This window comes from Mycobacterium sp. UM_Kg1, from assembly GCF_000972925.1.
Taxonomy (GTDB): domain Bacteria; phylum Actinomycetota; class Actinomycetes; order Mycobacteriales; family Mycobacteriaceae; genus Mycobacterium; species Mycobacterium hiberniae.
Window position 1 is genome coordinate 1 of record NZ_JRMK01000076.1, and the last position, 20846, is coordinate 20846.

21 protein-coding genes are annotated in these 20846 nt (G+C 68.0%); 5 read left to right on the forward strand and 16 right to left on the reverse strand.

Features of this window, described 5'->3' with window-relative positions; translation table 11 throughout:
• Positions 1-140: 140 nt before the first annotated feature.
• The 5 genes from trmD to LI92_RS12950 form a co-directional block, all read right to left on the reverse strand.
• The gene (gene trmD / locus LI92_RS12930) at positions 141-830 is read right to left on the reverse strand and encodes a tRNA (guanosine(37)-N1)-methyltransferase TrmD (RefSeq protein WP_046319462.1); all 690 of its coding nucleotides are present in this window, start codon (positions 828-830) and stop codon (positions 141-143) included.
• A gap of 7 nt (positions 831-837) precedes the next feature.
• Positions 838-1359 (reverse strand): ribosome maturation factor RimM, encoded by a 522-nt coding sequence (gene rimM / locus LI92_RS12935; RefSeq protein ID WP_046319464.1) that lies wholly within the window; start codon positions 1357-1359, stop codon positions 838-840.
• 11 nt (positions 1360-1370) lie between these two features.
• The gene (locus LI92_RS12940) at positions 1371-1613 is read right to left on the reverse strand and encodes an RNA-binding protein (protein WP_019736217.1); all 243 of its coding nucleotides are present in this window, start codon (positions 1611-1613) and stop codon (positions 1371-1373) included.
• A gap of 8 nt (positions 1614-1621) precedes the next feature.
• Positions 1622-2113, reverse strand: a complete 492-nt coding sequence (gene rpsP / locus LI92_RS12945; RefSeq protein WP_046319466.1) for a 30S ribosomal protein S16 — start codon at positions 2111-2113, stop codon at positions 1622-1624.
• Between the two features lie 169 nt (positions 2114-2282).
• Positions 2283-2702 carry a nuclear transport factor 2 family protein gene (locus LI92_RS12950; protein WP_046319468.1) on the reverse strand — a complete coding sequence of 140 codons (420 nt, stop codon included), beginning with the start codon at positions 2700-2702 and terminating at the stop codon, positions 2283-2285.
• A 48-nt stretch (positions 2703-2750) separates the two neighbouring features.
• On the opposite strand from LI92_RS12950, the gene LI92_RS12955 reads away from it, so the two are divergent.
• A complete protein-coding gene (locus LI92_RS12955) occupies positions 2751-3620 on the forward strand; it encodes a D-alanyl-D-alanine carboxypeptidase family protein (RefSeq protein ID WP_046319470.1) in 870 nt (289 codons plus the stop codon).
• Between the two features lie 12 nt (positions 3621-3632).
• Here LI92_RS12955 and LI92_RS12960 read toward each other — a convergent pair whose 3' ends face one another.
• Both LI92_RS12960 and ffh read right to left on the reverse strand, forming a co-directional pair.
• Positions 3633-4700 carry an amidohydrolase family protein gene (locus LI92_RS12960; protein ID WP_046319472.1) on the reverse strand — a complete coding sequence of 356 codons (1068 nt, stop codon included), beginning with the start codon at positions 4698-4700 and terminating at the stop codon, positions 3633-3635.
• A gap of 1 nt (position 4701) precedes the next feature.
• Positions 4702-6270 (reverse strand): signal recognition particle protein, encoded by a 1569-nt coding sequence (gene ffh / locus LI92_RS12965; protein WP_046319473.1) that lies wholly within the window; start codon positions 6268-6270, stop codon positions 4702-4704.
• A 329-nt stretch (positions 6271-6599) separates the two neighbouring features.
• Here ffh and LI92_RS12970 point away from each other — a divergent pair, with 329 nt between their 5' ends.
• The 3 genes from LI92_RS12970 to LI92_RS24515 all read left to right on the forward strand — a co-directional run bounded on the left by LI92_RS12970 (position 6600) and on the right by LI92_RS24515 (position 9023).
• Positions 6600-7445: a PE family protein gene (locus LI92_RS12970; RefSeq protein ID WP_046319475.1), complete on the forward strand. Its 846-nt coding sequence runs from the start codon at positions 6600-6602 to the stop codon at positions 7443-7445.
• A gap of 36 nt (positions 7446-7481) precedes the next feature.
• Positions 7482-8678 (forward strand): PPE family protein, encoded by a 1197-nt coding sequence (locus tag LI92_RS12975; RefSeq protein WP_046319477.1) that lies wholly within the window; start codon positions 7482-7484, stop codon positions 8676-8678.
• Between the two features lie 204 nt (positions 8679-8882).
• Complete coding sequence (locus LI92_RS24515; protein WP_353585451.1) at positions 8883-9023, forward strand: hypothetical protein; 141 nt, start codon at positions 8883-8885, stop codon at positions 9021-9023.
• A gap of 957 nt (positions 9024-9980) precedes the next feature.
• Here the strand turns inward: LI92_RS24515 and LI92_RS12980 are convergent.
• The 5 genes from LI92_RS12980 to LI92_RS13000 form a co-directional block, all read right to left on the reverse strand.
• Complete coding sequence (locus tag LI92_RS12980) at positions 9981-10796, reverse strand: DUF294 nucleotidyltransferase-like domain-containing protein (protein ID WP_052740786.1); 816 nt, start codon at positions 10794-10796, stop codon at positions 9981-9983.
• Positions 10797-10974: 178 nt separating this feature from the next.
• A complete protein-coding gene (locus tag LI92_RS12985) occupies positions 10975-11313 on the reverse strand; it encodes a P-II family nitrogen regulator (RefSeq protein WP_046319478.1) in 339 nt (112 codons plus the stop codon).
• Complete coding sequence (locus LI92_RS12990) at positions 11219-12691, reverse strand: ammonium transporter (RefSeq protein WP_046319480.1); 1473 nt, start codon at positions 12689-12691, stop codon at positions 11219-11221. The genes LI92_RS12985 and LI92_RS12990 overlap by 95 nt, the downstream gene beginning before the upstream one ends.
• A 234-nt stretch (positions 12692-12925) precedes the next feature.
• On the reverse strand, positions 12926-14398 hold the full coding sequence (locus tag LI92_RS23115; protein WP_052740787.1) for a hypothetical protein: 1473 nt from the start codon (positions 14396-14398) through the stop codon (positions 12926-12928).
• Between the two features lie 150 nt (positions 14399-14548).
• Positions 14549-15889, reverse strand: a complete 1341-nt coding sequence (locus tag LI92_RS13000) for a PE-PPE domain-containing protein (RefSeq protein ID WP_286135077.1) — start codon at positions 15887-15889, stop codon at positions 14549-14551.
• Positions 15890-16088: 199 nt separating this feature from the next.
• On the opposite strand from LI92_RS13000, the gene LI92_RS13005 reads away from it, so the two are divergent.
• On the forward strand, positions 16089-16865 hold the full coding sequence (locus LI92_RS13005; protein ID WP_046319488.1) for an SDR family NAD(P)-dependent oxidoreductase: 777 nt from the start codon (positions 16089-16091) through the stop codon (positions 16863-16865).
• 60 nt (positions 16866-16925) lie between these two features.
• On the opposite strand, the gene LI92_RS13010 is transcribed toward LI92_RS13005, so the two are convergent.
• The 4 genes from LI92_RS13010 to LI92_RS13025 form a co-directional block, all read right to left on the reverse strand.
• The gene (locus tag LI92_RS13010; RefSeq protein ID WP_046319482.1) at positions 16926-17294 is read right to left on the reverse strand and encodes a SpoIIAA family protein; all 369 of its coding nucleotides are present in this window, start codon (positions 17292-17294) and stop codon (positions 16926-16928) included.
• 99 nt (positions 17295-17393) lie between these two features.
• A complete protein-coding gene (locus LI92_RS13015; RefSeq protein WP_082109699.1) occupies positions 17394-18365 on the reverse strand; it encodes a glycoside hydrolase family 6 protein in 972 nt (323 codons plus the stop codon).
• Positions 18366-18425: 60 nt separating this feature from the next.
• Positions 18426-19679 carry a signal recognition particle-docking protein FtsY gene (gene ftsY, locus LI92_RS13020; RefSeq protein WP_286135078.1) on the reverse strand — a complete coding sequence of 418 codons (1254 nt, stop codon included), beginning with the start codon at positions 19677-19679 and terminating at the stop codon, positions 18426-18428.
• Positions 19680-19828: 149 nt separating this feature from the next.
• On the reverse strand, positions 19829-20846 hold a 1018-nt coding region (locus tag LI92_RS13025), incomplete at its 5' end, for an AAA family ATPase (RefSeq protein ID WP_152665459.1).

The window sequence follows — 20846 nt, forward strand, 5'->3', positions numbered from 1 at the left end:
CATACCTACAATCACCACCGGCAACACTCAGCGATCGGGAAAGTCCCACCCATCACAAAGTTGACCAACCTGTCTGGGCAGTACATCTAGTCCGGTCTCGCACGATTCTGCACACACTCGCGGACCCAAGCCTTCCTGCGCTACTCCCCCAACAGATCCGGACGGCGTTCGCGGGTGCGTGCCACGGCGGCCTCGTGGCGCCACGCATTGATCCGGGCGTGGTCACCGGAGAGCAGGACCTCGGGTACTTCCAGGCCGCGCCAGCTCGGCGGGCGGGTGTAGCTCGGCCCCTCCAACAGCCCGGCGCGATCCGGGGAATGCGAATCGTCGCGTTGCGAAGCCGGATTGCCCAGCACCCCGGGCATCAGCCGCAGTACCGCCTCCAGCATCACCAGGACCGCGGGCTCGCCGCCGGCCAGCACGTAGTCGCCGATCGACACCTCTTCAACCCGCATCCGCCGGGCGGCGTCATCGGCAACCCGCTGATCGATGCCCTCATAGCGGCCGCAGGCGAATACCAGATGCTGCTCCAGGCTCCAGCGCTGCGCGGTGGCCTGGTCGAACCGTCGTCCCGCCGGGGTCGGAACGATCAGCAGCGTCTGCTCCGAACAGATTTCGTCCAGCGCCTCACCCCAGACCGGCGCCTTCATCACCATTCCGGGGCCGCCACCGTAGGGGGCGTCGTCGACTGAGCGGTGGACGTCGTGAGTCCAGCGCCGCAGATCGTGCACCGCCAGCTCCACCAGGCCGGTCTCGATGGCCTTGCCGGGCAACGACTGTCGGATCGGATCAAGATACGACGGGAAGATCGTCAGGACGTCAACTTTCACGCCGCGCCTATCCCTCCAGGTCGAGCAGACCCTCAGGCGGGTCGATCACCAGAGTCTGCTCGGCCAGCGACACCGTCGGCACGAACGCGGCGATGAACGGCACCAGCAGTTCCCGGCCGTCGGTCCGCTTGATGGCGAGCAGCTCGCCGGCGGCCGTGTGCAAGACCTCGGTGACGGTGCCCACCGGCTCCCCCGCCGTGTCGCGGACCGCCAGCCCCTCGAGCTGGTGGTCGTAGAAGGTGTCCGGCTCGGTGATCGGCGGCAGCTCCGCGGTGTCGACCACGAACAGGCTGCCGCGCAACGCGTCGGCACCGTCACGATCACCGACCCCGACCAGCCGCAGCAACAGGCGTGCGCCGTGCGGACGCGCCGCTTCCACGACGTAGTCGCGTTGCGGCGCACCGGACTTACGGGCATGCAGCGTGGCGCCCGCAGCGAATCGCAGCTCGGGGTCGTCGGTGCGAACCTCGACGACGATTTCGCCGCTGATGCCGTGGGCCTTGACCACCCGGCCGACCGTCAGCTCCATGAGCCGGCCTGCTACCGGTCGGTGTCCACCACGTCCACGCGGATGCCGCGTCCGCCGATGCCGGCGACGAGGGTGCGCAACGCAGTGGCGGTGCGACCGCCCCGACCGATCACCTTGCCCAGGTCGTCGGGATGCACGTGCACCTCGACGGTACGGCCACGGCGGTTGGTCACCATGTCGACCCGCACATCATCCGGGTTGTCGACGATGCCGCGCACCAAATGCTCGACGGCGTCTGCCACCACGGCACTCATGGCCGCGGTCAGCTCTCGCCGGCCGACTCGGCGGCCTCGGCAGCGGGAGCTTCGGCAGCCTCGGCGGGCGCCTCAGCCTTTTCCTCGGCCTTGTCGGCTGCCTTCTTGGCCGGCGCCTTCTTCTTCTTGGCGGTGGTGGCCTCGGTGGTCGGACCACCCTCGGCCTCGGCCAGCGCGGCGTTGAACAGCTCGAGCTTGCTCGGCTTGGCCGGCTTGACCTTCAGGCGGCCCTCGGCGCCGGGCAGGCCCTTGAACTTCTGCCAGTCACCGGTGATCTTCAGCAGCTTGAGCACGGGCTCGGTGGGCTGGGCACCGACCGACAGCCAGTACTGGGCGCGCTCCGAGTCGATCTCGATCAGGCTCGGCTCTTCCTTCGGGTGGTAGCGGCCGATGACCTCGATGGCGCGACCGTCCCGGCGGGAGCGCGCGTCGGCAATCGCGATGCGGTACTGCGGATTGCGGATCTTGCCGAGGCGGGTGAGCTTGATCTTGACAGCCATGAATAACTCCTGCGATATCACGCTGCAATTCAGCGATGCGGGCGGGATTGCCCACATCCGGTTTTGCCTCGCGTGTTGGTGTCACGCCACGCGGAAACCCGACAGGATCGCGTCGCAGGGCGGACAGCGCTCCATTGTGCCAGAAGCACGGCGGTCAGCAGAAATCGCCTCAGGGCATCTTCTGGAAGCACTTGGTCTCGGAGCGCCGGCTCATCCGCCAGCCGTCGGCGGTACGGACGAACGCATCGTCGTACCACAAGCCCAACAGCATGGTGGGGTCGTTGTCCGCGCGGAACACCATCGGGTTGAAGCAGAAGGTCCGCGCGGTGGCGGTGTCTCCGTCGACCTGGATGGCCGGCAGGCCGAGCATGTGGGAGTAACCGGCGAAATTGGGCAGCACCTCGATCAGCCAAGCCTTGACCTCGGGGAAGCGTCCCTCGATGCCACCGAACGCCCGGTAGTCGATGTAGGCGTCGGGGGTGAAGACGGCGTCCAGGCCGTCGAAGTTTCCGGTGTCGATCGCGGTCGAGTAGTCGACCAGCAGTTGCTGGATCTCCCAACGGTCCGAAATTTCCTGTTGGCTCAGCATCCCCCGATTCAACACTGCGGCCGGTCGGGGCCGGTAAGGTATGCCGCCATGCGGAAAATCCTGGCCGCAATCGCGGCTTTCGCGACGGTGTTCGCCGCTCCCGCGCTCACCGCCCACGCCGATACCGCGCAGCCCGTCGGCTCGGCACCGGTGCCGGCCGGCCCGGCACCGAACTGGCTCATCGCCGATCTGGACTCCGGCGCGGTGCTCGCCGAGCAGAACGGCTACGCCGTGACACCTCCGGCCAGCACAATCAAGGTCTTGCTGGCATTGGTCGCCCTCGACGAGTTGAACCTCGAGGACACCACCGTGGCGACCGTGGCCGACACCCAGGTGGAGTGCAACTGTGTCGGAGTCAGGCCCGGCCGCAGCTACACCGCGCGTCAGCTGCTCGAAGGCCTGCTTCTGGTATCGGGCAACGACGCCGCCAACGCGCTGGCGGACATGCTCGGGGGTCCCGAGGAAGCGGTGGCGAAGATGAACGCGAAGGCCGCTGCGGTCGGCGCGACGGCCACCCATGCCAGCACCCCCTCTGGGCTGGACGGCCCCGGCGGTCCGGGAGCGAGCACCCCGCACGACTTGGCGGTCATCTTCCGGGCAGCGATGGCCCACCCGGTCTTCGCCGAGATCACGGCGCAACCCTCGGCGGCCTTCCCCACCGACTCCGGGGAGCGTCCGATCGTGAACATGAACGAACTGCTGGCCCGCTATCCCGGGGCGTTCGGCGGCAAAACCGGCTTTACCGACGCCGCCCGCAAAACCTATGTCGGCGGTGCGGCCCGCGACGGCCGCCGGCTGGTGGTCGCGCTGATGTACGGATTGATCCGCGAGGGCGGGCCGACCTACTGGGACCAGGCGCAGGCGCTGTTGGACTGGGGCTTCGCGCAGTCCCCCACCTCGGGTGTCGGCAGTCTGTAGCCGCCAGCGCCGTTAACACACCTTCCCGCGCAGCATCACCAGATCGGGACGCCTGAGCACGTCGGGTCCGCTGCGCGGGTCGTCGGCGAAACACACCAGATCGGCCGGTGCCCCGTGCTCCAGTCCCGGCGCCCCCAGCCACCGCCGGGCGTCCCAGCATGCCGCGCCCAGCGCTTCGGTCCGGCTCAGGCCCACCCCGGCCAGGGCGTCGACCTCATCGGCGATCCGGCCGTGTGCCACCATGCCACCGGCATCGGTGCCGGCGTAGACGGGCACGCCGGCCTCCCGCGCCGCGCCGATGCGCGTTCGACAGCTGGCGTGCAAGGCGCGCATGTGCGCGGCGTAGGTCGGGTACTTGGCCGCCGAGTCGGCGATGCCGGGGAAATTGTCGATGTTGATCAGTGTCGGCACCAGCGCGGTGCCGTGGTCCAACATCATCGCGATGATGTCGTCGGTGATCCCGGTGCCGTGCTCGATGCAGTCGATCCCGGCGTTGATCAATCCCGGTAGCGCGTCCTCGCCGAAGACGTGCGCGGTGACCCGTGCGCCGTGGGCGTGCGCGGCCTCGATGGCCGACTTCAGCGCCTCGTCGGGCCACAGCGGCGCCAGGTCGCCCACCGCCCGGTCGATCCAGTCGCCCACCAACTTCACCCAGCCGTCGCCACGAACGGCTTGGGCGGCAACGGCTTCGGGGAGCTGATCCTCGTCATCGACGTTGATCGGCAACCCGGGGATGTAGCGCTTGGTCCGGGCGAGGTGCTGGCCGGCGCGGATGATCCGCGGGAGGTCGTCGCGGTCGTCGAATCCGCGGGTGTCCACCGGTGAACCCGCGTCACGGATCAGCAGGACACCGGCCCGGCGCTCGGCCTCCGCCTGGCGCACCGCCTCGTCGACGTCCACCGGACCGCCGGGCCCGATGCCGACGTGACAGTGCGCGTCGACCAGTCCCGGGATGATCCAGCCGTCGGAGAAGACGGTCTCGGCGCCGTCGACCGGCTCAAGGCTGATGGTGCCGTCGACGATCCAGAACTGCACCGGATGTTCGTCGGGCAGCCCACGGCCCCGTACGTGTAGCGCCAAGCTACTTCTGACCCGGGAAGTTCAACTTGGACAGGTCGAAGTCGGCCAGCCCGGGCGGAAGTTCGTTGAGGCCCTCGGGCATCTGCGACAGGTCGGGGAACCCGGCGGGCATGCCCGGCCCTCCGGGGCCGAACAGGCCGCGTACCTTCGGCGGTGTCGGGCCGCGGTTCTTGCCCTTCTTGCCGGCTTTGCCCTTGCTGCCCTTTGCCTTACGGGTGGCGCTCTTGCGGCCCATCCCGGGCAGACCCAGGCCGCCCATCATCGACGACATCATCTTGCGGGCCTCGAAGAACCGGTCGACCAGTTGGTTGACCTCCGCAACGGTGACACCCGAGCCGTTGGCGATGCGCAACCGCCGGGAGGCGTTGATGATCTTCGGGTCGGCCCGCTCGGCGGGAGTCATGCCGCGAATGATGGCCTGCAGACGGTCCAGGTGGCTGTCGTCCACGGCGGCCAGCGCGTCCTTCATCTGGCCGGCGCCGGGCAACATGCCCAGCAGGTTGCCGATCGGACCCATCTTGCGGATCGCCAGCATCTGCTCGAGGAAGTCCTCCAGGGTCAGCTCCCCGGAGCCGATCTTGGCGGCCGCCTCTTCGGCCTTGCGGGCGTCGAAGACCTGCTCGGCCTGCTCGATCAGGCTGAGCACGTCGCCCATGCCCAGGATCCGGCTGGCCATCCGGTCGGGGTGGAAGACGTCGAAGTCCTCCAGCTTCTCGCCGGTGGACGCAAAGAGGATCGGCGCCCCGGTGACTTCGCGCACCGACAGTGCCGCGCCACCGCGGGCGTCGCCGTCGAGTTTGGTCAGCACCACCCCGGTGAAGCCGACGCCTTCGCGGAACGCCTCGGCGGTGTTCACCGCGTCCTGGCCGATCATGGCGTCCAGGACGAACAACACCTCGTCGGGCTGGACGGCATCGCGGATGGCGGCGGCCTGCGCCATCATCTCCTCATCGATGCCGAGGCGCCCGGCGGTGTCGACGACGACCACGTCGAAATGCTTGGCCTTGGCTTCGGCCAGACCGGCGGCGGCCACGGCCACCGGGTCACCGGGCGCACCGGTGTCACCGGCAACCGAAGTGCCCGGGTGCGGGGCGAACACCGCCACCCCGGCGCGCTCCCCCACGACCTGCAGCTGGTTGACCGCCCCGGGGCGTTGCAGATCGCAGGCCACCAGCAGCGGGGTGTGCCCCTGGCCGCGCAACCAGGTGGCCAGTTTGCCGGCCAACGTGGTCTTACCCGCACCCTGCAGGCCGGCCAGCATCACGACCGTCGGCGGGGTCTTGGCGAACGCCAGCTGGCGGGTCTGGCCGCCGAGGATACCGATGAGCTCCTCGTTGACGATCTTGACGACCTGCTGAGCCGGGTTGAGCGCACCGGAGACCTCAGCGCCTTTGGCACGCTCCTTGATCCGCCCGATGAACGCACGCACCACCGGCAGCGAGACATCGGCCTCCAGCAGGGCCAGCCGGATCTCCCGGGCGGTGGCATCGATGTCGGCGTCGGTCAGACGCCCCTTGCTGCGCAGCCCCTGCAGGGCCCCGGTCAACCGGTCGGAGAGCGATTCAAACACGCCGCCAGCCTATATCTGGTCCTACACAGCAGGTGAGCAGGCGAAGCAGACCGCCGTGCACACCGAGGCCGGGACGGCTCCAGATCCCGCGGACCAATTGTAACGGCAATGTTAGATAAATCGCACAGTTAATGCCGTGATTCCCATTCGTTAAACCGCTGTTTCCGAGCATTCACACCCCATGTATATCGGTTAAAGATTCACACTCAACTGCTAAGTAATCGTTACCGACCACCGCTTTAGCTCAGATTTCTGCCAAGCTTTGGCCATCGAAAGCCAGCCCGCCGATAGCTAAACAAAAGCGATTCGGCCTCTCGCGAGGAGGACGCATGTCGTCGTTCGTTAAAGCTCTCCCCGAAGCCATGACGTATGCCGCAGGGCAATTGGCAGGTATCGGTGAAGCGCTGGCTACTGAGAACAGTGCCGCAGCGATCCCGACCACCGTCATCGCCCCGGCCGGCTTGGACCCGGTGTCGGCACTGCAGGCCGGGGTGTTCACGACGTACGGCACGCTCTACCAGTCGATCAGCGAGCAGGCCCAAGCGGTCCACCAGCAGCTGGTGCAGGTCCTCGGACTCAACGCCACTGCATACAACACTGCCGAGGCCACCAACCAGGCCACCGCACAGGCCGACTCGGTCATGGACTGGATCCTGCACACCTTGCTCGGAGTTCCGGAGAGCGGCAGCAGTTCCATCTTGTCGAGCAACGCAGCCAACATCGCCAATATCGGTGTGGGCAACTGGGCCTCGGCCGGTTCGGCAGTCCTGGGCCTGGCCGGTGGTGGTCTGCTCGACTTCCCGGAGGAGATCGCCGCCGAAGGCGCCGCGGGCCTCATGGGATACGAGGCACCCATGTATACGCCGGTCGGCGCAATGCCCGTGGCGGCCGGCCTGGGACAGGCCACCACCGTGGGCGCCCTGTCTGCGCCGCCCGCCTGGGCCGCTGAGACCGCAGCAGCCTCGGCAGCCTCCACCGCCGCCGGGCCCGGCCGTCTGGCTGCGGCGGCGGCGGCGAGCAGCGTGGCCGCCCCGCACGGCATGTCTGGCATGCCCGTTATGGGGGCTGTGCCGGCAGCCATGGCCGCCGCCGGCGCCGGCCACGCGGCCGGGAAGTTCGGCGCCCCGCGCTACGGCGTCAAGCACACCGTCATGCCCAAGCCCAAGGCCGTTTAGCAAACCTGCCCCACCGACGAGAATGGGATCACGTATATGTCTTTTGATTTCGGAGCGTTACCGCCGGAGGTCGTCTCGACCTGGATGTACACCGGAGCAGGTTCTGCACCGCTGATGACGGCGGCAGGTGCCTGGAGCAGCCTGGCCGCTGAGCTGGAGGCCGCGGCGGCATCGGCCCAATTGGTGATCGGCGAGCTGGTCGGCGCAGACTGGACCGGTCCTGCGTCAGCAGCGATGGTCAGCGCCGTCGAGCCGTATCTGACCTGGCTGCAGACCACTGCGTCGGCCGCCTTCCAGGCCAGCTCGCAGGCGTTCGCCTCAGCGGGAGCGTTCGAAGCCGCCCGCGCGGCCGTCGTGCCTCCGCCGGTGATCGCCGCGAATCGGGCACAGCTGGCTGCCCTCGTCGCGACGAATTTCCTGGGCATCAACACCCCGGCGATTCTGGCCACCGAGGCCGCCTATCTGGAGATGTGGGCGCAGGACACCATGGCCATGTTCGGCTACACCACCGCATCGTCCAGCGCCTCGGCGCTCACCCCGGTGGCTCCGGCACCCCAGACCAGCAACCTGGCCGGCGCGGCGCTCGCCACTGCCGGCTCCGCCACCGGTGGGGTCCAGCAGGAGTTGAATCACACTCTCGGCTCGCTGCAGGGCGTGCTGTCGGGGCTCGCCTCGCCCTTCGCGGGGTCGGCCCAGGCGACGGGCGACCTGGCGAATGCGGTCGACCTGTTTCTCGGCACTCCCTTCTTCGCCAATATCATCAACAGCGGCGTGAACACCGCAGCCTGGTTCACCACCACCGCTATCCCGACGGCGATATCGCTGGGCCACACGGTCGCTCTTGCCGGCCCGGCCTCCCTGGCATCCGACGTCACCGGCGCCGACGGCCTCGCAGCCGGTTTGGGATCAGGGGTTCTGGCAGGCATGACTACGCCGGTGGGCGCGGCTGCCGCCGGTGGGGCCCCCGTCCTGGCCGGCCTGGGACAGGCCACCAACATGGGCGGATTGTCGGTCCCGGCCAACTGGTCGACCGCAGCCGGGGCGGCCAGCTCTCAGGCCTCGGCGCTCGGCGCCTCGGGTTGGACCGCCGCTGCCGACGAAGCGGCTGGGGTGCACGCGGCACCTGCCGGAATGGTCCCGGCGGGCGCTGGTGGGCGCGGCGGCCTGGGCTCGGGCGGTACACCCCGCTACGGCATTAAGCCCACGGTGATGCCCAAGCAGGTGTTTGCGTAACAACCGGGGCGGTAGCCCGATCGCTGGAAGCAGCGGGAGAGGCCACTGTCCAACCGCACCTCAGGTGCAAGCTTGACCGGCCTCCGCCGGTCCCCTGGACACGTCCGGTGACGGATGCAGGCCTGGGGACTGGCGGGGGCCACCTGCGTTGCAGGGCCGTGACTTCCGCGGGCCGGGCGCCGCGACAGCAGTACCCGGGACGCGGTGGGGCCCGGGGTTCCGGCAGGCATGACGACGCCGGCGGGCGCAGCTGCTGCCGGCGGGCGCGGCGGCCTGCGCTCGGGCGGCACGCCCCGCTACGGCGTGAAGCCTACGGTGATACCCAAGCAGGTGTTTGCGCAATAACCGGCGCGATGGGCTGATCGGCGGCAGCAGCGGGAGCGTCACTGTCCAACCGCACCTCAGGTGCAGGCTTGACCGCCCTCCGCCGGTCCCCTGGACACGTCCGGTAACGGATGCATCCACAGTTGAGGCCGATAATGCAGGCCTGGGGACTGGCGGGGGTCACTTGCGGCGCAGGGGCCGTGATGCCCGCGGGGCCGGGCGCGGCGACAGCGGTACCCAGCGACAAAGATTCAGCGCCGGTCAATCCGGCCGTGAAGGCTATTCCTACAGCGCCCAACAGTGTGGCGGTCTTCCTTCCGAAACGTCCCATCGCCCTCGCCATCCCTATGTTTCGTCCGTGTTTTCCATGTTTCGCCGGTGTTTCGCCTCGCTCACACGGTACGTGCGCATCCTTACAGCTGCCTGATTTAAAACCCTCCTACACGCCGTAGTAGCTGTATGTCAGCGAAGACTAAACTGGCAATCGGCGAACCGCCGAAACGGCCCCTACCAGCTATGACAGCTCGAATCCCGGCCCGCATCTTCAGGAAAGCCAGCCGCAGACCGGCGACGAGACAGAGGCAAATCACATACTTTTCTTTGTCAAAAGATGGATTTACATTAGGTTTCGTGCAGCTCACAGCCCGCCGCTCGATGCGCTCCTCGCCGGCGGCCGCCAGCGGGTGCGAACGCCGCCACCGCCCCACTCGGAAAGCCCGCTGTGGGCCCCTCAGGGGCCCGCCTCTCGACTGAGTACCGTTATCGTCAAGTGGCGGTAGCGCCGGGAGAAAGACCATTCTGTCGATAAACGCACAAGGTATTTAGCGGAGAAATAAACCAGCGTCCGGATAAATGGCGTGCGCATCTCGAGATGCGGACTCATCAGGCGAAACGCCGAGCCTGGCTCCGGCCGGATATGCCGAAGCGGCGCCGGGTGACTCCCGGCGCCGCCAGCAAAGATTTCTATTCCGCGGAGCGTTACACCCGAACAGCCGGGGTGACGCGACCGGAGATGGCGTCCGCGGCCACCCGTAGGGCGGTGTCGACACGGTGGCTGATCTCGCGCGCCGCATCGAACAGCCGGCTCGTCAGGTCGTGACTGTCCCCGATACCCAGTGCCGCACTGATCTCATCGGTGTAGCGAGCCGACAGCAGATCGTCGCCCCGGCCGCAGACCCGGTGCAATTCGGTCCGCACGTCCAGCACGGTGCGATACGCACCGCGCAGCGAGCACCTGCGCAGGCTTGGCCGCCGCGGCCCCGGGGGCTCGGCAACACCTGCAACCATCAGCGCATCGAACAGCTGCACGTCACGCAAACCACCGCGGCCACCCTTCAAATCGGGTTCGGTGCTGTCGGCGATCTCTCCACTGCGGTGCCACCGGGCCTGTGTCACGTCAAGGAGCTCGCCGTAGCGGGAGTCGAATCCCTGGCGCCATTGCCGGCGGACACCGGCGGTCAGGCGCGACGTCAGCAGCTCGTCGCCGGCGATGTGGCGGGCGTCGAGCATGGCCAGGGCGACGAGCATGTCGGAGTCGGCGACCTGAAGTGCCTGCGGAACCGTGCGCACACTGTGGTCGAGTCGAACGTTGGCGTCCCACAGCGGATACCACAGCTGATCGGCCACCTGCGCTACCGCGCCGGGCGCCATGTCGTCGTGCAACAACAGCAGATCCAGGTCGGAGTACGGAAGCAACTCACGGCGGCCCAGCGAACCGGTTGCGACAATCGCGAATCGGCTGCCGGGAACCACGCCCACCTCGCGTGCTTTGGCGACCAGCCACGCCTCGTGCACATTGCGCCAGGCCGTACGCAGCGCCGCCGAATCCCATTGAGCCGGGCCGGCACACCGCAAAGCCGCCCGAGCGGCGGCTAAGTCGGTGCACCGCAACCGACTCAGCCGCCGCTCTGGGCTCGTAGCTGGTCCCCTGCCGTTCATGACGGCCTAGACCGACCCCGACCGCAACGCAGGGTCAAACCGCGTCGGCACCGCGTTCTCCCGTCCGCACCCGGACAACGGATTCCACCGCGCTGACCCACACCTTGCCGTCTCCGATCTTCCCAGTCCGGGCTGCCCGAACGATGACGTCGACGATCTTGTCCACCGCGAAGTCATCGACCAGCACCTCGACCCGGACCTTGGGGACGAAGTCGATGGAGTACTCCGCACCTCGGTAGACCTCGGTATGGCCCTTCTGCCGTCCGTAGCCCTGGACATCACTGACCGTCATCCCCAGCACTCCGGCCTCTTCCAGACCAGTCTTGATGTCCTCCAACGTAAACGGCTTCACGATCGCGGTGATCAGCTTCATCTTCTCTCCGTTCTTCAGTCGAGTGAGCAAGGACCGCACCTCCGGTACCCACGAGGTCGTACCCGCTTTGCAGGTGCTCGGCCTCGTCGATTCCCGAGACTTCATCCTCAACGTCCACCCGCAGGCCGAGGGTGTATTTGAGAATCAAGGCCAGGATCGCCGTTCCGACGGCCGAGTACAGAGCGACGCTGGACGCACCGATCGCCTGGCGCCACAGCTGGTCGAAACCGCCCCCGTAGAACAATCCGGGCGTAACCCCTCCCTCAACGTCGACGGCGGCAGTGGTGGGAGCAGCGACCAGGCCCACCAACAGCGTCCCGACAAGTCCTCCGACCAGGTGCACGCCCACGACATCGAGCGAATCGTCAAAGCCGAACCGGTATTTCAGGCCCACCGCCAGTGCGCAGGCCACACCGGCCACAGCTCCCACCACCAGCGAGCCGACGACATCGACCGACGCGCACGACGGCGTGATCGCCACCAGTCCGGCCACGATGCCCGACGCCGCACCCAAGGGAGTGGCGTGACCGTCGCGAATCCGCTCTACCAGCAACCAGCCCAGCATCGCCGCCGCTGTGGCGACCGTCGTGGTGACGAAGGTCGATCCGGCAACACCATTGGCGCTCGCCGCCGAACCGGCGTTGAATCCGTACCAGCCGAACCACAGCAGGCCGGCGCCGAGCATCACCAGGGGCAGATTGTGCGGCCGCATCGGAACCGGCCAACCTTTGCGTTTGCCCAGGACGATCGCCAACACCAAAGCGGCCATACCGGCGTTGATGTGGACCGCGGTGCCTCCTGCGAAGTCGACCGCGTGCAGCTTGTTGGCAATCCAGCCACCGTGCGGGGCAGTTCCGTCATCGAACGCGAAGACCCAGTGCGCCACCGGGAAGTACACCAAGGTGACCCACAGGGCGGAGAACGCCAGCCAGCTGCCGAACTTCATCCGATCGGCGACCGCTCCGGAGATCAACGCGACTGTGATGATCGCGAACATCAGCTGAAAACCGACGAAGACCGTGGCCGGCATCGTGCCCACCAGTGGAATCTCCACTGCCGGTGCACCACTGACCGGATCGGCGGCGACCGCGTCGGAGCCGATCAGCCCCTTGAGCCCCCAATAGTCGGTAGGGTTACCCGCCACGTTGCCGACATCGTCGCCGAAAGCGAGCGAGAAACCGTAGAGCACCCACAACACCGTCACCACACCCATGGCGCTGATGCTCATCATGATCATGTTCAAGACACTCTTGACGCGAACCATGCCACCGTAGAAAAACGCCAGACCGGGCGTCATCAACATCACCAATGCGGCACTAGTCAGCATCCAGGCAGTGTCACCCGCGTCGGGTATTCCCATCGTCGGGAATTGATCCATGCACAAACCTCCTCCACAGCGACCGGTTGCCGTTGAACCAGGCTGGTCTTAACCATGCGCAACGGTTGTTTCGGCGTTAAAGCCGCTCCGTTGCGGATATGTGACCACCTGCTCACACCGGCCGGTTACCTGAGGATTCGATCCCCGCGCAGTCGCGCCGGTACCCGGATTCCGGGCCCGCCGAACAGCTTGCGGTGCCGGTGCGCGAGCCGGCACCGGCGTGGCGGTAAGCCGCTAGCCGGCCGCGCCCGGGGAACCGCCGAGACCGCCGGCACCACCGGTTCCGCCGACGTTGGCACCGCCCTGTTGGCCCGCACCGCCGGGGTTGTTGCCGGTGGCTCCCCCGGTGCCGCCCGTGCCCCCGTCGCCGCCGTCACCGACCGAACCGTTGCCGCCGGACCCGCCCCTGCCGCCGCGCCCACCGGAGCTGCCGGTCTGCTGGGCGGCGGCGCCGCCGTTACCGCCGTTGCCGCCATCACCACCGATGCGGCCACTGCCCCCGGCGCCGCCCGCTCCGCCTACGCCGCCGACACCGCCGCTGGAACCGAAGCCGGCGTTCCCTCCGGAGCCGCCGTTGCCACCGTCGCCCCCGGTACCGACCGGGTTAGTCAGACCAGCGCCGCCCGCGCCACCCGCGCCGCCGTTGCCGTCTCGGCCGGCCTGTCCGATCGCACCGATCCATCCGGCGCCCGCGCCCGCGGCACCGCCTCGCCCGCCGTCGCCGCCGTCACCGCCGTTGCCACCATCGGGCTGGCTGGCCGTGCCGACGCCGCCGGCCGCCCCCACGCCGCCGACACCGCCGGCACCACCGTTGCCGCTGAAGCCCAACAGCCAGCCGGCGTTGCCGCCGACGCCACCGTTGCCGCCGTCGCCGCCGTGCAACGCGGTCACGTTGGGACCGTTGACGCCGGCCCACCCGGACCCGCCGCGACCGCCCGTTCCGCCGAAGCCCCACCCGGCCACGGCGTCACCGCCGAGACCACCGTCGCCACCGGGGTGCGAGACCAGCGATGAGCCGTCGAAGGTGTCATAAAAACCCGTGCCGCCCTGGCCGCCGACGCCGCCGTCACCGAACCACAGACCACCGGAACCGCCTTGGCCGCCCGCGCCGGCTTCGATCACCACCCCACCGGGGCCCAGCGAGGCCGCCGCGCCCTGACCACCGGCGCCCCCGTTACCGAACAGCCCGGCGTCGCCGCCGGCGCCGCCCGCACCGTCGTTGACTCCGGCCACGCCCGCCGCGCCGGTACCGCCGTCGCCGAACAGGTACCCGCCGTCACCCAGGTCCCCGAAACCCCCCATCCAACCGAACAGCGAGATATTGGGACCCTTGAAACCATCGATGCCGTCGCCGATCAGGTATCGGCCGAACGTCAGCACCCAGGGCGTGTTGATCAGATCGATCAACAGCTGGTTGCCGGCATTGTGCAGGAAGCTCTGCAGGGCGCCATGGAGCGGCAGATAGAAGCTCTCCTGGTAGAGCTCGGCCCAATCCGGGGACACCAGCCCCGTGAGGTCGATCCCCCACACATCGGAGGGGTCGAAGGCTGCTGCCGATCCGATCTCAGCAGGGTCGAAGGCCGCTGCCGACCCGATATCGCCGGGGTCGAAGCCGGACGGATCGATCTCGGGGACGTCGAACCAGGTGCCGGGGTCCAGGAAATCGAAATCCGCCTGCGCCGCGGGCGCGGCCGAAAGGGGCGCCAAGGCGAGCGCCAGGGCAGAGACGGCGCCGGTCGTCGCGCGACTCCACCCGCCCGATGTGGCTGCACGCCGCTGTCGGGAGCTGCGGCGAAGACGACGATTCATTTCCATATACCTTTCTAAGGCTATTCGGAGGATCGCATAAACGCAGACTCAGATACTGCCGAGCAGGTCAAGTCCGAGCAAATCGGACAGCCAGGACACACCGAGATCTCCCTGCAGCGCGGCCCCCACAGTGGCGGCAAACTCCGAGAAATCCCCGGGGTCGCTGGCCACTGCCGAACCACCGAACAGGCCACCGAACATGGGGCCCGGGTCTTGAATATCGAAAAGGACGCGTTCGGCGGCGTTCCACAGCGTGGCGAACGGCTCTTGCTCCAAAAACGAGCCGAACACGTAGTTGGCCGGATTCTGCAGGGCGCGAATCGAGGCGGCGACGCCTTCGGACCATGCCTGCGACAGCGCGGCGTTGAGTTCGTCGGGACTGATGTGGCTCGGCAGAAGCTCCAAGCTGAACGACGTCAGCTCGTTGGCCGGCCCCTGGTTCCAGCCTTCGGTGAGGCTGCCGTAACCCAGGTTGACCAGGATGCGCAGGCTGGGCTCCAACAATTCGGCCAGCGGCACTCCCCACACCGGATTCACACGCAGCAGATCGGTGAGCGGCAGCGTCTCACTCGGAATGATGTAGTAATTCGTAAGTCCGTCGCCGGTCGTTTCCAAGGGAATTGCATTGGCAATATCATCGGCATCGACACCGAAATATCCGATATGCACCGTGAACATTCCCAGAATAGCATTCAGATCGGCCAGCAAATTCAACGGATAACGCGGAAAGTCGGCATATCCGTCGTATTCCATCGTGTAGACGTCGGTGGTGAAGTAGTCCGGGGTCGGATGCCCCAGGGTCATCCCGTTCCAGAAGGTGAGGTCGCCGCCCCAGAAGTTCAGCAGCTGCAGCAGGCCACCGTTGGGGTTCGCGGAGTTGCCGACGAGCACGAAATGAACGTCTTCGGGCGACACACCTTGATGACGCAGCTGATCCATCGTCATGGACGACATCGCCGAACTCTGCGAGTAGCCGAACACGTACACCGGGTTCTCGGAGTTCACTGCGCCACCGGCGATCTGCTTCTGGATCGCATCGGCCAGGATCTGAGCACCCTGCACCATCGAGATGTTGCCGGGGAAGTACAACTGCGGAGTGAACAGCGACTGAGCCGTTCCGGTAAAGCCATGCGGCTGCAGGTACAACAGATCGGCGGCGTTGACGTAGCCGGGCGAGGGCCACGGGATTCCGCTGCCGCCGATGACGTACGCGACCTCGCCTCCGGCCAGCGCCACGTCGGCAGACACGGCGGCCGCCGATCGCGGAGCCGGTGCGGCGACCCCGGACACACCGGCGAAGAAGACGAGAATGCTCACTACTGCGGCAACTGCGCGTCCACGGCGGGGCGAACGCCCCCGCGGAGCGGTCATCGCGGCGACACCAGCCATCGAAACCCCTTGAAATGCCCTTCACGCCCGCCGAGCGCGGAACCCCACCCTAAATTAGATCATCGAACAATAGTGTTAGTCAGCCGTTCGACCGAAAGCCAGTCAGGTTGACATAATTTTCCTTATTGCCGGAGGGATAACGGCATCTTTCGCCTCGCCGAATCACGGCACGGGTCGGCGTCCAAGTAAAGTGGCCGGCGTGGATATTAATGGAGCAAGCGCGATCGTCACCGGTGGCGCATCAGGAATCGGCGCGGCGACTGCCCGCCAGCTGGCCGACAGGGGCGCCCGGGTCGTGGTCGCCGACCTGCAGGCAGACAGGGGTGAGGCGCTCGCCCACGAGATCGGCGGCGTCTTCGTCTCGGTGGACGTGACCAGCACCGAGCAGATCATCGACGCCGTCAACACCGCGACCGACCTCGGTCCGCTGCGGGCGCTGGTGAACTCGGCCGGCATCGGCTGGGCGCAGCGCACCATCGGCAAGGACGGCGAGTTCGACTCGGCGCACAGCCTGGATGCCTACCGCAAGGTGCTGGAGATCAACCTGGTCGGCACGTTCGACTGCATCCGGATCGCCGCCACCGCGATGAGCCGCAATGAGTTCACCGCCACCGGCGAGCGCGGCGCGATCGTCAACCTGACCAGCGTTGCGGCCTTCGACGGTCAGATCGGCCAGGCCGCATACTCGTCGTCCAAGGGCGGCGTGGTGGGCATGACCCTGCCGGTGGCCCGGGACCTGTCGGCGGCCGGCATCCGGGTCAACACCGTGGCGCCCGGCCTGATCGACACCCCGATCTACGGCGAAGGCGAGGCCGCGGAGGCGTTCAAGGCAAAGCTGGGCCAGTCCGTGCTGTTCCCGCACCGCCTCGGCAAGCCGGAGGAACTGGCGTCGATGGTGGTGGAGCTGCTCACCAACTCCTACATGAACGCCGAAGTCGTCCGGGTGGACGGCGGCATCCGGATGCCACCGAAGTAGTCGATCACCGATGGAGAAGGCCCCCGGCGACCGGGGGCCTTTTTCATCGGGGCCGCGCTTTCAGCCGGCGGCCCATTGCTTGGCCTGCTCGACGTCATCGAGACCGAACACCGCCAGCTCCCCGGGGATCATCCACTCCAGCGCGTGCAGCACATGGGCGACCCACTCTTTGTCCGACACCACCGCAATGCGTCTGAACGCGGAGTGATGCGGCAGCACGGTGCCCAGGCCGAGCTTGAGGTCTTCGGCCAGCCCGCCCGGCCCGAAACCCTCGTAGTCGGAATCGATGATCTCGACGATCCGAATGTCACCCTCGCGCAGCAATTCCTGCAGCGAAGGCTTGATCTCCCGGAGCTCGTCACCGCGCAGCCGGCCCGCAACGCGGATGCCGGTCACTCCCTGCGGCATGTCGGGCAGCAACTCGATCATGCCGAAACCCCCTTGCAGCCGTTGCCGCCCACTGTAGTCCGGTTCGCGGACTTGTCGGCGAGCCGTCGCGCAGGGGATCTCGGGACCGCCGGTGTCGTCCTAGCCGGCGTTGCGCGCCAGGTTGATGGCGTACTCGCTGACGAAGTGCCCCGCCGCGGGCTCGCCGGCACCGCAGCTGCCGTCAGACTCCCCTACCCGCTTGACCCACAGGTAGGCGTCGGCGTGCGCGCCGGCGGTGTCGGCGGTGGGCGCGGCGCCCAGCGCCCGCCCGCTGGGGTTGCACCAGCCGAACGGATCGCCCTCAGCCGGCCCGTTTCCGTTGCGCGAAGTGTCGATCACGTAGTGCGCGCCGCCGGTCATCCCGGAGATCTCTTCGCCGTACCCGATCTCTTCCTCGGTGCTGAAGTAGTTGGTGGAGTTCAGCGCAAAGCCACGCGCGCGGCCCACCCCGGCCTGGTTGAGCCGGTTGGCCATTTCCCCGGCGCTGACCCAGCGCGAGTGCCCGGCGTCGACGTAGACCGCCGTGGCCGGGTTGCGGGTCAGCGTGTCGACGGCGTAGCTGATCAGGTCGAAACGCTCCTGGCGCTGGTCCCCGGAAAGGCAGTCGGCCATCGCCAGCGCATCCGGTTCCAGGATGATCGCGGCCGGGTTTCCGCCGATCCCGTCGGCCACGCTGTCGATCCAGGCGCGGTAGGACGCCCCCGAGGAGAACCCGCCGGCGGCGTAGCTGCCGCAGTCACGGTGCGGGATCGCGTAGAGCACCAGCACCGGCATGGCACCCGCCGCCGCTGCGGCGCCGGTGTGCCTGGCCACCGTCGCCCCGACGGATCCCCCCCCGAACGCCTGGTCCAGCCAGTACGCCTGCGGGGTGTTGGCCACCCGCGCCAGCTCGGCGCTGTCCGGCTGCGCGTTGGAGGCGTGCATCGCCTTGGAGATGGGGTCCACATAGAAGGGCCGCCCCGCCAGGGGGTTGTCCCCGTCGGCGTGGGCGGGGCCCGCACCAGCCAGGGCCGCCAGGGCAAGGAGGGGCGTGAGACAGCGCGCAACTACACCGAATGCTGAGGGGATCACAGGGAAAAATTACCTCATGGCCCGAACGGAGGTCACAGGAAGGTCACGGCCGGCCGGGGCTCAGCCCAGCAGCGCGTCGACGAAGGCCGCCGGCTCAAACGGCGCCAGATCGTCGGGTCCCTCACCGAGTCCCACCAGCTTGACCGGCACCCCCAGCTCCTGCTGCACCCGGAAGACGATTCCGCCCTTGGCGGTTCCGTCCAGCTTGGTCAGCACCACGCCGGTGATGTCGACGACGTCGGCGAAGACCCGGGCCTGCGCCAGGCCGTTCTGCCCGATGGTCGCGTCCAGGACCAGCAGGACCTCATCCACGGCCGCGCGACGTTCCACCACGCGCTTGACCTTGCCGAGCTCGTCCATCAGGCCGGTCTTGGTGTGCAACCGTCCCGCGGTGTCGATGACCACGACATCGACCCCCTCGGACATCCCTTTGTCGACGGCGTCGAAGGCGACCGAGGCCGGATCGGCTCCCTCGGCACCGCGCACCACGTCGGCACCCACACGCGCCGCCCAGGTCTGCAGCTGATCGGCCGCCGCGGCCCGGAAGGTGTCGGCCGCACCCAGCAGCACCCGGCGGCCGTCGGCCACCAGCACGCGGGCCAGCTTGCCCACCGTGGTGGTCTTGCCGGTGCCGTTGACGCCCACCACCAGCAACACCGACGGGTGATCGTCATGCGGCAGGGCGCGGATGGACCGGTCCAGGGCAGGCTCCAGTTCGCCGATGAGCACCTCGCGCAGCACGGCACGAGCCTCGGCTTCGGTGCGGACCTGGCCACCGGCCAGCCGTTCGCGCAGCGCACTCACCACCGACTCGGTGACCACAGGGCCCAGGTCGGCCACCAACAGGGTGTCCTCGACGTCCTGCCAGGAATCGTCGTCGAGGTCGCCGCCGCCGAGCAGGCCGAGCATGCTGCGCCCCAGCGTGTTCTGCGACTTGGCCAGCCGGCCCCGCAATCGCTGCATCCGTCCTTCGACGGGCTCGATGTCCGGCGTGACGGTGTCCGGCGCCGGTTCGGGAACGACTTCGGGGGGCGCTTCGGGCAGCTCGACGTCGGTGATCGTGCGCCGCGGGGCGTCGCGCGGGACAGTCGCGTCGTCGCCGATGACCGGGGCCGGCGGCTCCGCGGTTTCGGTTCGGCTGAACGAGATGCCCGTGGAGGCGCTGTAGCCGCCGGAGCGGTCCAAGCCCTCGCGTTGCGGCGCGGACAGCTTGATCCGGCCCCGCCGGTGCCGCACCAGGCCCCAGACCAGCGCACCGATCAGGACCACCGCGACAACGACCGCGACGGCGATCAGGAGAGTTTGAGACGACACGACCGTCATTGTCGCAGCAGGGACTTACGCGGGACTAATGCGGCGCACCCAGCTTCACCTCGCCTCCGGCGAGCCTCGCTGAACCGCCGGGTCAATGCGGCGCTCCCAGCTTCACCTCGCCTCCGGCGAGCCTCGCTGAACCGCCGGGTTCACGCCTGGCTGGAAACGAGTTCTTCGCCCCGGATGCGCTGCGAGATCACCGCGGTGATCCCGTCGCCCTGCATGGTCACCCCGTACAGCGCGTCGGCGACCTCCATGGTCGGCTTCTGGTGCGTGATGACGATCAGCTGGGAACGGGCCCGCAACATCTCAAACAGCGCCAGCAGTCGGCGCAGATTGGTGTCGTCGAGCGCGGCCTCCACCTCGTCCATGATGTAGAACGGCGACGGGCGGGCCCGGAAGATCGCGACCAGCATGGCAATGGCCGTCAGCGACTTCTCGCCGCCGGACAGCAGCGACAGCCGCTTGACCTTCTTGCCCGGCGGGCGGGCTTCGACGTCGACGCCGGTGGTCAGCATGTCGCTGGGATCGGTCAGCAGCAGACGGCCCTCGCCGCCGGGGAACAGCGCCGCGAACACCTCGGTGAACTCACGCTCCACGTCGGCGTAGGCGTCGGTGAACACCTGCAGGATGCGCGCGTCGACTTCGGAGACCACGTCGAGGAGGTCCTTGCGGGCCGCCTTGACGTCCTCGAGCTGGGTGGACAAGAAGTTGCAGCGCTCCTCGAGAGCCGCGAACTCCTCCAGTGCCAGGGGGTTGACCCGGCCCAGTTCGGCGAGTTCACGTTCGGCCCGTTTGGCCCGGCGCTCCTGGGTCGCACGGTCGAAGCGCATCGGGGCGGGCGCGGTCACCAGCTCGCCGCGTTCGCGGGCCTGCTCGTACTCGGCCATCTCCAGCTCGGTCGGTGGCAGCGCAACATCGGGACCGTATTCGGCGATCAGGTCCGCCGAACTCATGCCGAACTGTTCGAGCACCGTCTGTTCGAGCTGCTCGATGCGCAGCGCGGCCTGCGCCTTGGCGACCTCGTCGCGGTGCAGCGACTCGGTGAGCGCGGTGAGCCGGGTGCTCAACGAGTTCACCTCCTCGCGAACCGCCACCATCGCGGCGGCCCGCTGCTGGCGTTCACCGGCGAGTCCGTCGCGGATGCGCGCCGCGGCCGTCACCACA

Coding starts and splice junctions, on each gene's coding strand:
- rimM (WP_046319464.1), bottom strand. CDS start 1,359: ATGGAGCTGACGGTCGGCCGGGTGGTCAAGGCCCACGGCATCAGCGGC.
- LI92_RS12940 (WP_019736217.1), bottom strand. CDS start 1,613: ATGAGTGCCGTGGTGGCAGACGCCGTCGAGCATTTGGTGCGCGGCATC.
- rpsP (WP_046319466.1), bottom strand. CDS start 2,113: ATGGCTGTCAAGATCAAGCTCACCCGCCTCGGCAAGATCCGCAATCCG.
- LI92_RS12950 (WP_046319468.1), bottom strand. CDS start 2,702: ATGCTGAGCCAACAGGAAATTTCGGACCGTTGGGAGATCCAGCAACTG.
- LI92_RS12955 (WP_046319470.1), top strand. CDS start 2,751: ATGCGGAAAATCCTGGCCGCAATCGCGGCTTTCGCGACGGTGTTCGCC.
- LI92_RS12970 (WP_046319475.1), top strand. CDS start 6,600: ATGTCGTCGTTCGTTAAAGCTCTCCCCGAAGCCATGACGTATGCCGCA.
- LI92_RS12975 (WP_046319477.1), top strand. CDS start 7,482: ATGTCTTTTGATTTCGGAGCGTTACCGCCGGAGGTCGTCTCGACCTGG.
- LI92_RS12985 (WP_046319478.1), bottom strand. CDS start 11,313: ATGAAGCTGATCACCGCGATCGTGAAGCCGTTTACGTTGGAGGACATC.
- LI92_RS12990 (WP_046319480.1), bottom strand. CDS start 12,691: ATGGATCAATTCCCGACGATGGGAATACCCGACGCGGGTGACACTGCC.
- LI92_RS13000 (WP_286135077.1), bottom strand. CDS start 15,889: ATGGCTGGTGTCGCCGCGATGACCGCTCCGCGGGGGCGTTCGCCCCGC.
- LI92_RS13010 (WP_046319482.1), bottom strand. CDS start 17,294: ATGATCGAGTTGCTGCCCGACATGCCGCAGGGAGTGACCGGCATCCGC.